This window comes from Tenericutes bacterium MZ-XQ (assembly GCA_002838205.1).
Classification (GTDB): domain Bacteria; phylum Bacillota_I; class Bacilli_A; order Acholeplasmatales; family Acholeplasmataceae; genus Mariniplasma.
Map to the genome: position 1 here is coordinate 2,014,362 of CP017950.1, position 14,266 is coordinate 2,028,627.

Below are 14,266 nucleotides of genomic sequence, written 5' to 3' on the forward strand. Positions count from 1 at the left end.
CTTTTTTCATAAATTATCCATTAACAAGTTTTGCTCTGATTCTTGTAGAGAAGAAATCCACAATCAACACAACAATGATAATACCCCATAAAGCTGCTGAAGCATCTCTCCATCGACCTGCATTCATCGCTAAAATCAATGAAACCCCAATACCACCAGCACCAACGATACCTAAAACTGTGGCATTCTTAACATTAATCTCAAAACGATAAATAATTACAGATAACATACTTGCTGTCAGCTGAGGAATAATTCCGTATCTGATCTTTTGAAATGTTGTCGCACCTAATGCATCAAGCGCTTGTATAATACCGGGATCGATATCTTCAATAATCTCGATATAAAGTTTTGAGATCATACCAATGGATAAAACACCAATAGTTAATACCCCGGTCATCGCTCCACCACCGGTTACTCTTACGAACATCAACGCTGTAATGAAAAACGGAAATGAACGAATCGTTGTAATGATTGTATTTCCAATAACACTAGGCACTCTACCTACAATGTTTTTTGCAGTTAAAAATGCAAACGGAACAGATAAGATAGCACCGAGAAGGGTTCCTAAAAACGCAATACCAATGGTTTCAAACATGAGTCTAGGAATACTTCCAGCATGATAACTGAAAATTAAATCCCATGTAGGATTAAAGAATGATCTAAACAAGTTTCTTGCGATATTAATACCCTCTTCAAAAATACCAGGATAATTAATAACATCCAAACTCCATATGAAGAGTGCTAAAATAATGACAGCAGCAATCGTATTTCTAACGGTATGTTTTGGGCGTCTTTCATAAGCCAATAATACGTCATTCATTATGTTAACCTCCTTCTAAGATATTGTGAGAGGTTTTCAACAACTAATACAACGACAAGAAGTGAAAGAACAATCACTGATACATTTCCAAATTTATTTAATTGCATTTGATCGTTTAAGACTCTACCAATACCACCAGCGTTGACAAATCCTAAGATTGCTGAAGCTCTTAAATTTATTTCAAATGTATATAGTACAATCGAGTAAAAACGACCAAGTATTTGTGGTACAATCGCTGCTCTAAAAGCTTCAAGTTTAGTTGCTCCTGTTGCTTCTATTGCAATAAATGCACCCATATCTAAACCTTCTATAACTTCAAATAGCATTTTAGTAATAATACCAAATGTAAATAAAATGGTTGCTAAAACACCAATAAATGTTCCATAATCAAAAATATAAGAAAAGATTAATGCGTATACTAATGTTGGAAAAGTTCTAATAACTGCTAAAAAAGATTTTACAATGTTAGGTACAGGATTTTTTGCACCCATAATATTTCTTGATGCTAATATTGCAACTGGAACAGATAGAATAGCACCAATAAATGTTCCGATTAATGATATTTGAATCGTCTCAACCATTGGTGTTACAACATTGCTCGCATAATCTATATTAAACTCTGCAATCATGTCGCCAAGAATGGTAAAGAAGTTGGGGATGTTTCTTATGAAGAAATTAAATCCCACACGATTAAAATAATTTTGAATGATGTTAAACCAAAAATAAAGAAACACAGCTATAACTATAGATGCATAAAAAATATTATTTGACTTAGGTTTTACAATAAATGATCCATCATGAAGATGGGTAGTTCTTTTTATCTCGCTCTTTTGTTTGTAACTTTTGAAAAAATTATTGATCTTTGAACATAATGTCTTCATCAGTTAACTCTCTTCCGTAGACTTTCTTTAAAATTTCTTCCGTAACCGCTTTAGAGTCGCCATCGTATACAACTTCGCCTTGATTGATTCCAATCACTCTTGTGGCATATTTCAACGCTAAATCAACGTGATGCATGTTGACAAGAATTGTAATATTTTCTTCTTTGTTGATTCTTTGGAAATCACTCATAATCTGATTTGCAGTAATTGGATCTAAAGATGCTACTGGTTCATCCGCTAAAATAATATCTGGGTTTTGAGCGAGAGTGCGTGCTAAAGCAACACGCTGTTGTTGTCCACCCGATAATTGATCAGCGCGAATATAAGCTTTTTCTAAAATTCCCACTTTATTTAGGGATTCTAGTGCAAGAAGTTTATCTCTTTTGGAGTATAACCCGAGAAGACTTTGCATAAAATTCATGTCTGGAACTCTTGCAGCTAAAACATTGTTTAATACATTTGTGCGATTAACTAAATTAAACGATTGAAAAACCATACCTACATGTCTTCTAAATCTTCTAAGCTCTACACCTTTCAAATCATTAACATGTTGATCATTTACGATGATCTCTCCATCTGTTATATCAATCATTCTATTAACTAGTTTAATGAGTGTTGATTTCCCAGCACCACTTAATCCTATGATTGCTACAAACTCTCCTGGATGTATGACTAAATTTACATTTTTTAGTGCTTGAACACCATTAGGGTATATCTTTGAAACATTTTGAAACTTAATCATTATGAAAACTCCTTTTGAATAAATATAGGCTTAATATGCATTCTCATACTAAGCCTATCTATTATTTAAATATTTTTAAATTGTTGATTAGCCGTTAATTAAATCGTTTGCAGCACGAGCGCCATCATAATCAGAATCATCTGCTCTTGTATAACCTTGGTGGCTATAAACTGAGAAAATATCCTTAACCATTTCAAACACACCTGCAACTGGTTTAGGAAGTGGTGTTTCATCACTTACTAAATTGATAAATGCTTGTTCGATAGCTGCTTGTAAATCATCATCTACAGTTTTCTTAGAAACTGTAATTGTATCATTATAAACACCTTCTGTTACAAATACAACATCTGTTTCATCCCAAATAGATTCAGTGCGACCATATCCGCCTTCATCACTTGAAATCCACTCATCTGCATAATCTCTTCTGAAATCTGCATAACCGAATGCGATATCAACTTGGCCTGATGCTAACGCAGCTGCTGCTCCGCCGTATCCAGATACTTGAATCACATTTGCTTGTGGAAGATCATTTAATGTTTTACCAAATAATGTGTTAAACAATAATGATGGGTAAACACGACCTGCAGAAGATGTAACTGATTGTACACCAACTTTAACATCTTGTAAGTCTTCCCAAGTTAAAGATTCTCCACCATTTACTTTAGCAGCAAGTTCTCTACCTTTTGCTGAAGTACCTGCAACAGCAATTGAACGATAGTAAGTAACTTGTTTTGTTGAATCACCAGTAGTTGGTTTGTTGTCGTTCCAGTCTTTTGGATTATCTGAATCGTTGTTTAATCCAGCACGAGTAGCTGTTAAAGCAACATCCATATTTTCTCCATCAGCATATACAGCATAAGTACCACCAGGAATAAATCCAACATCAGCAGTACCAGCATCAAGTGCTTGACCAACTGCTTCATAAGAAGTACCTACATAAACACTTACTGTTTCGAAATCATAACCAAGTTCAGCTAATTCTGCCTTTAATACTTCTGGCAAATAACTAATACCTTGAACTAACGTAGCATTGTCTCTTGAAGGAACGAAGAATACGCTTAAATCTGTTTTTTCTTCAGCTTCACCACAAGCAGCAAGCCCTAGCAATGTTACAAAAGCTAATGTAAATAACACTAATTTTTTGTACATAAATTCACTTTTCTCCTCTATTTTTTTTATTTGATAATCTACAAAAATAAAACCACATATGTGGCTTTTATTTCATGAGCACAAAGAGAAACTCGTGCAGCAGTTCATCTATGGTGCCAAAGAAATAAAAATCACAAAACTCGGTCATTCATAAGATATATCAAATATGTCTTAATTATAGCAAAGACCCCTACCTTTGTAAAGAATAAAAGGCTTTAAAAATCATCACCTTGTAGTATACTAGAATTAGCAAAAAAAAATTATGAAAAGGAAACATAGATATGAAAAGGAAATTCCATCTTACTGTTTTTCATACTTCAGATACTCACGGACATTTAACAAGTGACTCATACAGCCATTTACCTCCTATGCCGAAGGGATTATCTCGAGTATCCAGTTTCTTGAAAACACAAAAACAAGAACACCAAATTAGAATTGATTTAGGAGATACAATCCAAGGAAGCCCTTTAGCTTTTATGTATAAAAATCATCAAAAAAGCAAAAGGAATCCATTTTCACAGTTACTCAATCATATAAAATATGATTATTTTATCCCAGGTAATCACGATTTCAACTATGGGCTTGAGTATTTAAATGAGTTTTTGGATCAAACACATGTAAAAGTTTTATGCTCAAATGTATACGATGGTGATAAACTTTACTTTCGTTCAGCTTATGATATCAAAACTTTTGAAGATAATTTAAGAGTTGCCATCATTGGCATCACTAATAACTATATCCCAAATTGGGAAACAAAAAAAACCATCGGTGATTTAATTTTCGAACAAGCTGATATCAGTGCACGAAACATCATTGAATCAATCAAGCAAAAAGAGCATCCTGATTATGTCATTGTTGCATATCACGGAGGCTATGAGTGCAACATAGATACTGGAGTAAATGAAGCTAAAAACCCAACTGAAAATCTTGGATGTAAAATATTTAAATCCATACCTGATGTTGATCTTCTTCTCACGGGTCACGAACATAGACATCTTGTCCTCAATGAAAAAAATCGCGTGATGTTACAACCTGGATATGCAGGTGAATGTGTTTCTCAAACTGACATCATCTTTAATAACGAAAATGGAGACTGGAATGTTGATACTGTCGATGCAAAACTAGTTTATATGAAAGATTATCAAGATGATCCTGAAGCCATAGATTTGATTAAAGATTTTATTGATGATGCCAACCAAGAACTCGATCAAGTCATCGGGTTTACTGAACAACCTTTTAAATTAGAGAATCCGTTAAAAGATAGACTTAATAATCACATTATGTTTCAATATATTAATGCTGTTCAAAAAGATGTCACAAACGCGATGATTAGCTGTTGTGGTTTAGGCAATGATGTAACAGGATTTAATCAAAACATCACGATCAGAGATGTCTTAAATACTTATGTGTATCCAAATACTCTAAGTTTATGTGAGATTAGTGGTAAGACCTTAAAATCAGCACTTTTACATAACGCTCAGTTCTTTTATATTAACGATCATCAAGAAATAGATATCAATCCAAAGTATTTGTACCCAAAAAAAGAGCTCTATAACTATGATATTTTCAGTGGGGTTTCTTATGAGTATCACATATACAAAACCAAAGATAATGAAGTAAAACATATTAAAGTCAATGATGTACCAATTAACGATAGTGACATATTTACTTTCGTTATTAATTCGTATAGATTAAGCGGTGGTGGTAATATCACATGGCATGAAGACTTAAAAGTCATCAAACACTTTCCACTTGATATCACTGAAGTTCTTATTGATTCAATTAGCAAAAGTCACCAAGTTAGTATCTTCGATGAAAACAACATAAAAATTATTAAACATCTTTAAATAATAACGTTTATAAGCAATGTGCGAACATTAAAAAGCTTTAAATAATTTTAAATCAAAAAAAACATACCACCAAAATACAGGTATGTTTTTTTAATATCTTTAAGATATTTTTACAATAAGCAAATCAGCACTAATGCCAATAAGATGACTAAATCAACAACTATGAATATGTGCTTTCTTTTCATGACATTAAATCGTCCCTTCTGTATAATAGAAAAAGGAGTTTTTGTGTTTTCCCCCATGAGAAACTAAAACCTTTGAACCCATTATAATGAACGCAGTTCTTAAAATCAAGGGACTTAATGAAATCTTAATGATTATTCAAATGCTGCAGCAAGCGCAATCGAATAAAATTTAGATTCTGTTGAATCTGCTCTAGATGTTAAGACGATTGGTCTTTTACCACCAACAACCATAGATGCACTTTTTGCGTCTGCTAAAAACATCATACTCTTATAAAATACATTTCCAGATTCTATTTGTGGCATCAAAATTAAATCCACATCTCCGGCAACATCACTATCAATACCTTTATGAATTGCAGCTTCTTTATTGATTGCATTATCTATTGCAAATGGTCCATCAATCATACATCCACCGATGATGCCTTCTTGATTTCTCTTGATTAGTTCTTGTGCATCAACAGTCGGTTGCATTTTAGGATTGACTTTCTCAATTGCTGCAATCACACCAATTTTCGGATTACTATTTCCTAATTTATGAAAAACTTTAACAGCATTTTCAATAATCTCTTGTTTTTCATCAACAGTCGGATACATGTTCATCGCTCCATCTGACATCATTAGCAACTTATGATAATTTTTTAACTCAAAAATTGATACATGTGATAATCTATGATCTCCTTTAAACCCAAATTCAGGTTTTAGAACAGATTTTAAAATGATTTTTGTATCTACATAGCCCTTCATTAAAACATATCCATCGTTTTCACTAACTAGTTTAACTGAATAATCACAAGCTTGTTCATGGTCCATAAGATCTATGATTTCATAATATGCTGGATCAATTGTTAAATCATCAAGTAGCATAAGAATGATTTCTTTATTCCCAACCAATATTGGTCTAATGATACCTTCCGCTCTTGCTTTTTCTACAGCATCTAAAACATGTTTATCATCAGCACATGCGACGACTAATGTGCTCATTTCCTTTTCTTTTGCTCTTTGAATTAAGTCATTAATTGTATGTAACATATGAATCAACTCCTCATTTATGATTTATATACTTTCGGTTTTTCTTCACCTTGTAATACTCTAAGCGCTCCTAGTGCTAAAGATTCCATTTCATTTTCTCCAGCATAGACAATCACTGGCGCAATAAACTCAACTCTCTCTTTAACTAGATCAACAAGTAGTTTATTATATGCCAAACCGCCAGTGAGTATAATTTCGTCTACATGACCTTTTAAAACAGTAGCTTCACTTCCGATTTCTTTAGCGATTTGATAGCACATAACTTCAAATATAAATTTTGCTTTTTCATCACCTTTTTCAATCATCTCCATGATTTCTCTGCCATCATTTGTTCCAAGGTATGCCACCATTCCGCCTTTTCCATAATTTTTTCTTTTGATTTCATCAAGTGTATATTTCCCACTAAATACTAACTTATATAATGGCCCAGCTGGTAGTGATCCACTTCTTTCTGGAGACATTGGTCCGTCTCCATCTAGTGCATTATTCACATCGATAACTTTCCCTTTTTCATGAGCTGCAACACTAATACCACCGCCCAAATGAGCAATGATGAAATTACAATCTTCATATTTTCTTCTTAAGTCTTTTGCCCGTCTTCTTGCAACAGCTTTGTGATTTAATGCATGAAATAGTGAACTTCTTTGTAGTTCAGGAAATCCAGTATATCGATAATGATCATCCATTTCATCTACTGCTACTGGATCAACGACAAATGATGGTATGTTATGTTTATCAGCTAAATCTTTAGCAAGCAAACATCCTAAATTAGATGCATGCTCTCCTCTTTTTGCTTCATACATATCTTTAACCATATCATCAGTCACTTGATATGTTCCACTTTCAATCGGTTTAAGCATACCACCTCTTCCAACAATCGCTGAAAATTTTGATAAGTCAACATTTTCCTTCTTTAAGAATTCTAAAATGACTTGTTCTCTAAAATCATATTGATCGATGATTCTTTTATAGCTCATAATTTTTTCTGTATCGTGACTAATCTTAAACTCAGAAACAAGGTTTTCATTTTCATAAATTGCTAGTTTTGTAGATGTTGATCCTGGATTAATTGCTAATATTAAGTGTTTTTTCATAAATCCTCCTTTTGATTTAGTGCACTAATTCTTTGTGAAATGGTTGGGTGATTATAATAGATTGATACATATAAAGGATGTGGGTTTAAGTTGGCGAAGTTCTCTTTAGCTAGAATCTCTAAAGCACCAATCAATTCATCTTTTCCAACATGTTTCTTCGCGAAGCGATCTGCTCTATACTCTATTTTTCTAGACCATCTATTTGTGACTAGACCCAATAAAATAGAAATAGGTTCCATTAATATCATAAATAAAACCAGCGCAAATCCAAAGAATATGCCGCTTAATCCAAACTGAGTGTATAATTCAGAATATTGCAATATAAAGCCAATTAACGCTGCAAAAAAACCAAATGTAATAATATTTTGTAATAACATTTTTGTTGTATCTTTGTGTGTTGCATGTCCTAGTTCATGCGCCAATACAGCTAGAATTTGTTCATCATTTAGTTTTTCTATTAAGGTATCAAATAATACAACATCTCTAGTCTTACCTAAACCACTAAAAAATGCATTCAGTTTGCTCGATCTTTTAGATGCATCCATCACTGATATCTTCTGCACTTCAAAACCTAGCTCTATAGCTAAAGCATCTATCTTTTCTTTTAAATCGCCATCTTCAAGAGGTGTTAGTTTATTAAATGCTTTTACGAAAACCTTGGTGTTCAATACAAATATTAAAACTAAAACGATCGCTAGGAATAACCATGCAAATAAAATAAATAACCATAATTGATCTAAAAAAGCGATATACAACGACTGAAGTCCAGATATTAAAACCCCAAATAAGGCTGCAGACAATAAGAAGCTTTTAATCTTATCTGTCCAAAAAGTTTTGAATGTTGTTTTGTTGAACCCATATTTCTCTTCAATATAAAATGTACTATAATAATCTAATGGTATTGATATCACGGTCTCTAAAACCAAGTAAACAAGTAAAAATAGCAGCGTTTGAGTAATACTAAAATCTGAAATGGATTTTGCCCATGCTTCCAAATTACCAAAAATATTAAATATGAGTAACGATAATATAACAATTGTCGAAACTGTTTTTCTTAAAATACCCAATCTTAAATGCTCTTGATGATATGACAACCATCTTTTATATTCTTCTTCATTATAAATATGTCTAACATTATCAGGAATGCCTTGCTTTGAATAACTCACATTTAATATATTTATAACTAACTCAAAAATATACATGAATCCTATAATACTAATAAAAACAATATGCATGTTAATTCTCCTTCTTTATGGGTTTAAATGTTGATGTAAAATGTCTAAGCATTGGTGATTCATACTCAAACGCATAACCTAAAAGTTCATCTCTTCTTTTAAACACTTCAATCATCGCTTCTCCAACTACATGTAGATGCTGATATGTATAAAGTCTTCTAGGAATAGTTAATCTTAAAAACTCGATAGGGCTTTTCAAATTCTCATGTGTATCTGGGTCTCTACCCAAAAGCAGAGAACCAATCTCTACACCTCTAACACCCGCTTCTATATAAAGTGCATTTGTAACACTGAGCGCAGGAAACTGATCATAGGGAATATGTGGAGCAATCTTTCCACAGTCTACAAAAACTGCATGACCTCCGACAGGATATTGAATAGGGACTCCAGCTGTTTTCAACATATCCCCTAGATATCTGATTTGATCAATCCGATGTCTCAAAAATCGAATATCCAAGGCTTCCATCAATCCTTGTGCCAAAGCCTCCATATCTCTACCACTTAACCCACCATAAGTAGGAAACCCTTCATATGGTACGATATATGTTTGACACTTTCTAAACAACTCTTGATTCTCTTTAATCGCAATAATTCCACCCATATTGACTAAACCATCTTTTTTAGCACTCATCATAAAAATATCTGCTAAATCAAATGTTTTTCTTGCAATATCTAAGATAGATAAATCTTCAAACCCTCTTTCTCTTTCTTTTATAAAATAAGCATTTTCTGCATATCTCGCTCCATCTATAATTAGAGGAATATCATATGTGTCACTGATTTTTTTTACACCCATCATATTTTCAAAACTTACAGGTTGTCCACCAGCACTATTATTCGTGATGGTCATGATAATACCAGCAATATTTTCTCTACCTTTTTCAAGGACTATATGCTCGAGTCTATTTAAATCAAAATTCCCTTTAAATGGATGCTCTAATGCTATATCAAAACATTCATCAATCACGCAATCAAGAGCTCTTGCACCTGCGAGTTCTACATGTGCTCTTGTCGTATCAAAATGAATATTAGAGATAAAATACATACCCTTATGTTTTACAAGTTGAGGTAATACGATTTGTTCGGCCCCTCTGCCTTGATGGGCAGGAATAAAGTATTTATATCCTGTTATATGTTTTACAACACTTTCTAACTTATAAAAACTTTTACTTCCTGCATAAGCTTCATCTGCTGTCATCATCGCTGCCCACTGTTCCTGACTCATTGCTCCCGTACCTGAATCGGTCAATAAATCAATGTAAACATCTTCACTTTTCAAAGAAAAAGGATTGTATCCCGCGTTTTTTAATAGTTCTATTCTTTCTTCCTTTGTTGTTTCAAAAATAGGTTCAACCATCTTAATTCTATATGGTTCTGCTACATATTTCTTGTTCATGTTTCACCTCGGCCTCGTCTTTTCACTTCTATTATACATGTTAAAAAGCATAAAATAAACCCCTTTATGAAAACGCTAACAAAAAAAGCATCTTAAAAAAAGATGCCCTAGGTTCGTTACAGATTTTTGATACTTTTAATAGTTTTGTTTCGCTGGAATAACGCCTCTTACACCACCTCTAGGATTTGAGACATCACCGATATATCTCGGAATGATATGGACATGACAGTGTAGTATGGATTGTCCAGCATAAACACCTTCGTTAACACCTAAATTATAAGCGTCAGGTTTATAATTAAAATCAATGTATTCTTTTGCCTTTAACACAAGTTGATCGATTGCCTTTTTTTCATCAGATGTTAGATTGAAAAATGATTCTTCATGTCGTTTAGGCATGATAAGCATATGTCCTTTATTCACTGGGAAACCATCGTAAATCACAAATGCATAATCGTTTTGTAAAATGATTTTATCTTCTTTGTTTAAAAAATCACAAAATACACACATCTAATCACCTCTTTTATTTTATAACCCTATTTTATAAAAAAACTTGAAAAATTACCATATTTTTAATCTATTTTAAGTATTTTTAATGTTGATAATCAATTTTATTTCTAGAAAACTTACATACTTTCTTTTAATATCAAACAGTGGTATACTTAAAGAAAAATAGGAGGTTTCAAATGAAAGAGTTCATTAAAGCAGTAGATGATCTGCCAGTAATCATCAAACTAATTTTGGCTTTACCTGGTATTGATAGTTTTGCATGGGGGATTTATCGTATCGTTAAAGGATTAGATAGAAACGATACAGTTCAAATCATTGTTGGTATCATATGGCTACTTGCTGGTTGGGCAGTGCTATGGATTATAGACATCATCACAATTCTCATGTATAAGAGACCTACTGTATTTGCTTAACATTCAAAAACTATAACTTTCAAAGAGATGATATATGATTATCATCTTTTTTTGTATATCATCAAACCTGCCATTTCATGCAATTTTGTCATTGTTATTTTTAATTATCAAATGTATACTAAAGTTGAGGTGAGAACATGTATACATTAAAAAATATAATGGATATGCTTAATATTCCCGAACGAACCATACGAAGACACATGAAGCTCGGATTATTAAAGGGGGGAAAAGTTGGTGGAACATGGAGATTTAGCGAGCATAATATTCACCAATACTTTTCACAAGATATCACAAGAAAGACTCAAAGACATAACCACATCAATGAAGTTATGGATTATTTAAATGGCATTAGCCAAGAAGGAGAAGATCTCATGGTTATTAAACAAATTAAAAACTTATCTTTAAAACAAAAATTAGCACTAACAACTTACATCAGCAATTATGAAAAGCCTTTTTATTTCAACTTAGAAAAAAAAGCAAGTGTTGATGTGATTACCTTCAAAGGTAGTGAAGTTCAACACCAAAAACTAATCTCATTTCTAAACTCACTATAAAAAATAAAGCAATCAGTGGTATCTTTGACTGATTGCTTTTTTTGTGAATGTTCTTTAATGAAAAAATAAGTTTATTTACTTATCTACCAAACTCTTTATAACAAGTACCTTGAATAATTCTAGTATCGCAAACACATTCCCCATCGACATCAATAAGTTTAATGTTAGGAGAAATAAAATCTGATTCAACTGAAACCTCTTTTGTTAAGTCTGATGAGAGATATTTCTTTGAATCGTCACTAAACACGGTAACGATTTTAAAGTCCTTACCATAAGTGTTTTGGAGCATAACTGCACCTAAAAAATTAGCACCGCTTGATATACCAACACCTAAACCTAATTTTTTAGCAAGCATTTGTGACATTAGAATTGCATCACCATCATGAACTACGATTGGTTTTTCTAGCAACTCAGTCTTCAATATATCAGGTATAAATCCATCGCCAATCCCGTGAATCCTATGATCAATACCTTTTAAACCCTTTGATAAAATTGGAGATTCAAATGGTTCTAGTGGAAAAACTTTCAAATGAGGATGACACTGGATTAAACGTTTTCTAACACCCATGATTGTGCCTCCAGATCCTACACCTGCAATAAAACCATCTGGTTCAATGCCTATTTTTTTAAGTTGTGTACATATCTCAAGTCCGGTCGTTTTATAATGAGCATCGACATTATATTCATTTCTGAATTGCTGAGGTCTAAAACCGTTGTTTTCTAGTGCAAACGCATCAGCTAATGCTACTGCACCTTCGAAACCACCTTGCTCATGACTAACTTCATGAAGTATAGCACCATACTTCTTAATCATTTGTTTACGCTCGTTAGTCATCCATTCGGGCATAAATATATGTACCGGATGTTCATTCATTGCACCTAAAGCGCTAAATGAAATTCCTGTGTTTCCACTTGTAGCTTCGACAATCGGCATTCCTCTTCTTAACGTTCCATCCTTATAAGATTCTTCTATAATATGTTTAGCCATCCTATCTTTAATAGATCCTGTAAGATTATAAAACTCAGCTTTTGCATAAATGACTCGTTCTTCTCCATGATACTGATATCTTAAGATTAATAAGGGGGTATTACCTATCATATTATGCATAAAATCCTCCCGAAAGTCAAAAAATTATAACCTTATTATACATTCTTGTTTAGTCATAAACAATATGCAAATGATTAGATTCAATATTAAACACTACAAGATCAGCTTTTTATGATTACTTTTTTAATGCAACTAAGTTGTGATATGGATTCAGCTAAGCGAAAATTCATCCTCATTAAAATCAAAAAGATACATTAGATAAAATGCACCTTTTGATTTCTAAACATATTTTCATCATTGTTTTTATATCAACTTATGAATATCTTCATCCTCTAATCTAAAAGTGATCCATTCATTTAAAGCCTTAGCACCTAAACTCTCATAAAACTCAATAGATTTTTTATTCCAATCTAGACACATCCAATCGATTCTCTTACAATTATTTTCAATCGCAATCTTTCCCAGTGCTTTAAACATGAGTTTCCCATATCCTTTGTGTCTATAAGGTTCATCAATAAATAGATCTTCTAAATATAAATTTGCCCTACCCCAAAACGTAGAGTACGAAAAAAAATAAAGCATGAATCCGATAGGTTTGTCATCTACTTCTGCAATAACAACTTCTGCTTGTTTCTTTTCATATATCGATACTTGAATATCATTTACATCTGCAACCACCAAGTCGCTCATTTTTTCATATGCTGCGATTTTTTTTATATATGCTAATACTAACTCAGCATCACTTATATCAGTTCTTCTAATCGTAAACTCATCTTTTTTTAATATAATGTTATTCATCATCTCATCCTTTAATCTAATTTAATCTTTGTCATTGGTGTATAGGTTAAAGCATCATCCACATGATGACTATAAAATATGACAACCTCTTTAGCTTCAAAAATAAACTCTCTTGTCTTATTTTTCTTAAATGTATTCAAATCTTTAACAATCACTTTTCTAGCAAGCGTAACATGTGGACTAAAAAAACCTTTTTCAAGTTGGAACCGCTCATTAATCTTATCGTCTATTGCTTTATGGAGTTCCTTAAGTTTTCCTACACCTAGTCCCATACCCATCCATAAGATATTTCCGTCTTTCTTTTCAAAATACCCTAAATCTTTAAGGTGAACATCAAATGCTTTATATCCTTTTAAAGAAGCTCTTAAAATATCTTCTAAATCTTCTAAGTCACTCACACTAAGTTCGCCTAAAAACTTTAATGTTACATGATAAAGATGATGCTCAACTTGTCTGAATGATTCACAGTACTTTAAAAACTTGCTTGATTCAATCTGGATTGCTTCTTTAATATGATCTGGTATATCAATGCCTACAAATATTCTCATAAAACACCAACTTTCAT

The 14,266-nt window shown here is 32.6% G+C and carries 15 protein-coding genes; 3 read left to right on the top strand and 12 right to left on the bottom strand.

Going from position 1 to position 14,266, the window contains the following annotated elements; genetic code table 11:
• Positions 1-13: 13 nt before the first annotated feature.
• The 4 genes from BK011_09925 to BK011_09940 form a co-directional block, all read right to left on the bottom strand.
• Entirely contained in the window at positions 14-820 is an 807-nt protein-coding gene (locus BK011_09925) for a phosphonate ABC transporter, permease protein PhnE (GenBank protein ID AUD65988.1), read from the bottom strand.
• Positions 820-1,701 carry a phosphonate ABC transporter, permease protein PhnE gene (locus BK011_09930; GenBank protein ID AUD65989.1) on the bottom strand — a complete coding sequence of 294 codons (882 nt, stop codon included), beginning with the start codon at positions 1,699-1,701 and terminating at the stop codon, positions 820-822. Before BK011_09930 ends, BK011_09925 begins: the two co-directional genes overlap by 1 nt.
• Positions 1,673-2,443, bottom strand: coding sequence for a phosphonate ABC transporter ATP-binding protein (locus tag BK011_09935; protein ID AUD65990.1), 771 nt, complete (start codon positions 2,441-2,443; stop codon positions 1,673-1,675). Before BK011_09935 ends, BK011_09930 begins: the two co-directional genes overlap by 29 nt.
• An 87-nt stretch (positions 2,444-2,530) precedes the next feature.
• Positions 2,531-3,592, bottom strand: coding sequence for a hypothetical protein (locus BK011_09940; GenBank protein ID AUD65991.1), 1,062 nt, complete (start codon positions 3,590-3,592; stop codon positions 2,531-2,533).
• 281 nt (positions 3,593-3,873) lie between these two features.
• On the opposite strand from BK011_09940, the gene BK011_09945 reads away from it, so the two are divergent.
• Positions 3,874-5,439 (top strand): hypothetical protein, encoded by a 1,566-nt coding sequence (locus tag BK011_09945; GenBank protein ID AUD65992.1) that lies wholly within the window; start codon positions 3,874-3,876, stop codon positions 5,437-5,439.
• Between the two features lie 320 nt (positions 5,440-5,759).
• Here BK011_09945 and BK011_09950 read toward each other — a convergent pair whose 3' ends face one another.
• The 5 genes from BK011_09950 to BK011_09970 form a co-directional block, all read right to left on the bottom strand.
• Complete coding sequence (locus tag BK011_09950) at positions 5,760-6,656, bottom strand: hypothetical protein (GenBank protein AUD65993.1); 897 nt, start codon at positions 6,654-6,656, stop codon at positions 5,760-5,762.
• Between the two features lie 17 nt (positions 6,657-6,673).
• Positions 6,674-7,750 carry a butyrate kinase gene (locus tag BK011_09955; GenBank protein AUD65994.1) on the bottom strand — a complete coding sequence of 359 codons (1,077 nt, stop codon included), beginning with the start codon at positions 7,748-7,750 and terminating at the stop codon, positions 6,674-6,676.
• A complete protein-coding gene (locus BK011_09960; GenBank protein ID AUD65995.1) occupies positions 7,747-8,985 on the bottom strand; it encodes a hypothetical protein in 1,239 nt (412 codons plus the stop codon). The genes BK011_09955 and BK011_09960 overlap by 4 nt, the downstream gene beginning before the upstream one ends.
• Position 8,986: 1 nt before the next feature.
• Entirely contained in the window at positions 8,987-10,381 is a 1,395-nt protein-coding gene (locus tag BK011_09965; GenBank protein AUD65996.1) for a tyrosine phenol-lyase, read from the bottom strand.
• Between the two features lie 135 nt (positions 10,382-10,516).
• Entirely contained in the window at positions 10,517-10,888 is a 372-nt protein-coding gene (locus BK011_09970; protein ID AUD65997.1) for a hypothetical protein, read from the bottom strand.
• Between the two features lie 176 nt (positions 10,889-11,064).
• Between BK011_09970 and BK011_09975 the strand changes: the two genes are divergently transcribed.
• A complete protein-coding gene (locus BK011_09975) occupies positions 11,065-11,301 on the top strand; it encodes a hypothetical protein (GenBank protein ID AUD65998.1) in 237 nt (78 codons plus the stop codon).
• A gap of 137 nt (positions 11,302-11,438) precedes the next feature.
• On the top strand, positions 11,439-11,855 hold the full coding sequence (locus tag BK011_09980; GenBank protein AUD65999.1) for a hypothetical protein: 417 nt from the start codon (positions 11,439-11,441) through the stop codon (positions 11,853-11,855).
• A gap of 79 nt (positions 11,856-11,934) precedes the next feature.
• On the opposite strand, the gene BK011_09985 is transcribed toward BK011_09980, so the two are convergent.
• The 3 genes from BK011_09985 to BK011_09995 all read right to left on the bottom strand — a co-directional run bounded on the left by BK011_09985 (position 11,935) and on the right by BK011_09995 (position 14,249).
• Positions 11,935-12,963: a cysteine synthase gene (locus BK011_09985; protein ID AUD66000.1), complete on the bottom strand. Its 1,029-nt coding sequence runs from the start codon at positions 12,961-12,963 to the stop codon at positions 11,935-11,937.
• Between the two features lie 243 nt (positions 12,964-13,206).
• On the bottom strand, positions 13,207-13,704 hold the full coding sequence (locus BK011_09990; protein ID AUD66001.1) for a GNAT family N-acetyltransferase: 498 nt from the start codon (positions 13,702-13,704) through the stop codon (positions 13,207-13,209).
• 8 nt (positions 13,705-13,712) lie between these two features.
• Entirely contained in the window at positions 13,713-14,249 is a 537-nt protein-coding gene (locus BK011_09995) for a 2'-5' RNA ligase (protein ID AUD66002.1), read from the bottom strand.
• Positions 14,250-14,266: the final 17 nt, after the last annotated feature.

Excerpts from the sequence above, each read along its gene's own strand:
- BK011_09990 (AUD66001.1), bottom strand. The coding sequence starts at position 13,704 with ATGATGAATAACATTATATTAAAAAAAGATGAGTTTACGATTAGAAGA.
- BK011_09965 (AUD65996.1), bottom strand. The coding sequence starts at position 10,381 with ATGAACAAGAAATATGTAGCAGAACCATATAGAATTAAGATGGTTGAA.
- BK011_09945 (AUD65992.1), top strand. The coding sequence starts at position 3,874 with ATGAAAAGGAAATTCCATCTTACTGTTTTTCATACTTCAGATACTCAC.
- BK011_09970 (AUD65997.1), bottom strand. The coding sequence starts at position 10,888 with ATGTGTGTATTTTGTGATTTTTTAAACAAAGAAGATAAAATCATTTTA.
- BK011_09940 (AUD65991.1), bottom strand. The coding sequence starts at position 3,592 with ATGTACAAAAAATTAGTGTTATTTACATTAGCTTTTGTAACATTGCTA.
- BK011_09985 (AUD66000.1), bottom strand. The coding sequence starts at position 12,963 with ATGCATAATATGATAGGTAATACCCCCTTATTAATCTTAAGATATCAG.
- BK011_09955 (AUD65994.1), bottom strand. The coding sequence starts at position 7,750 with ATGAAAAAACACTTAATATTAGCAATTAATCCAGGATCAACATCTACA.
- BK011_09950 (AUD65993.1), bottom strand. The coding sequence starts at position 6,656 with ATGTTACATACAATTAATGACTTAATTCAAAGAGCAAAAGAAAAGGAA.
- BK011_09930 (AUD65989.1), bottom strand. The coding sequence starts at position 1,701 with ATGAAGACATTATGTTCAAAGATCAATAATTTTTTCAAAAGTTACAAA.
- BK011_09935 (AUD65990.1), bottom strand. The coding sequence starts at position 2,443 with ATGATTAAGTTTCAAAATGTTTCAAAGATATACCCTAATGGTGTTCAA.
- BK011_09995 (AUD66002.1), bottom strand. The coding sequence starts at position 14,249 with ATGAGAATATTTGTAGGCATTGATATACCAGATCATATTAAAGAAGCA.
- BK011_09960 (AUD65995.1), bottom strand. The coding sequence starts at position 8,985 with ATGCATATTGTTTTTATTAGTATTATAGGATTCATGTATATTTTTGAG.
- BK011_09980 (AUD65999.1), top strand. The coding sequence starts at position 11,439 with ATGTATACATTAAAAAATATAATGGATATGCTTAATATTCCCGAACGA.
- BK011_09925 (AUD65988.1), bottom strand. The coding sequence starts at position 820 with ATGAATGACGTATTATTGGCTTATGAAAGACGCCCAAAACATACCGTT.
- BK011_09975 (AUD65998.1), top strand. The coding sequence starts at position 11,065 with ATGAAAGAGTTCATTAAAGCAGTAGATGATCTGCCAGTAATCATCAAA.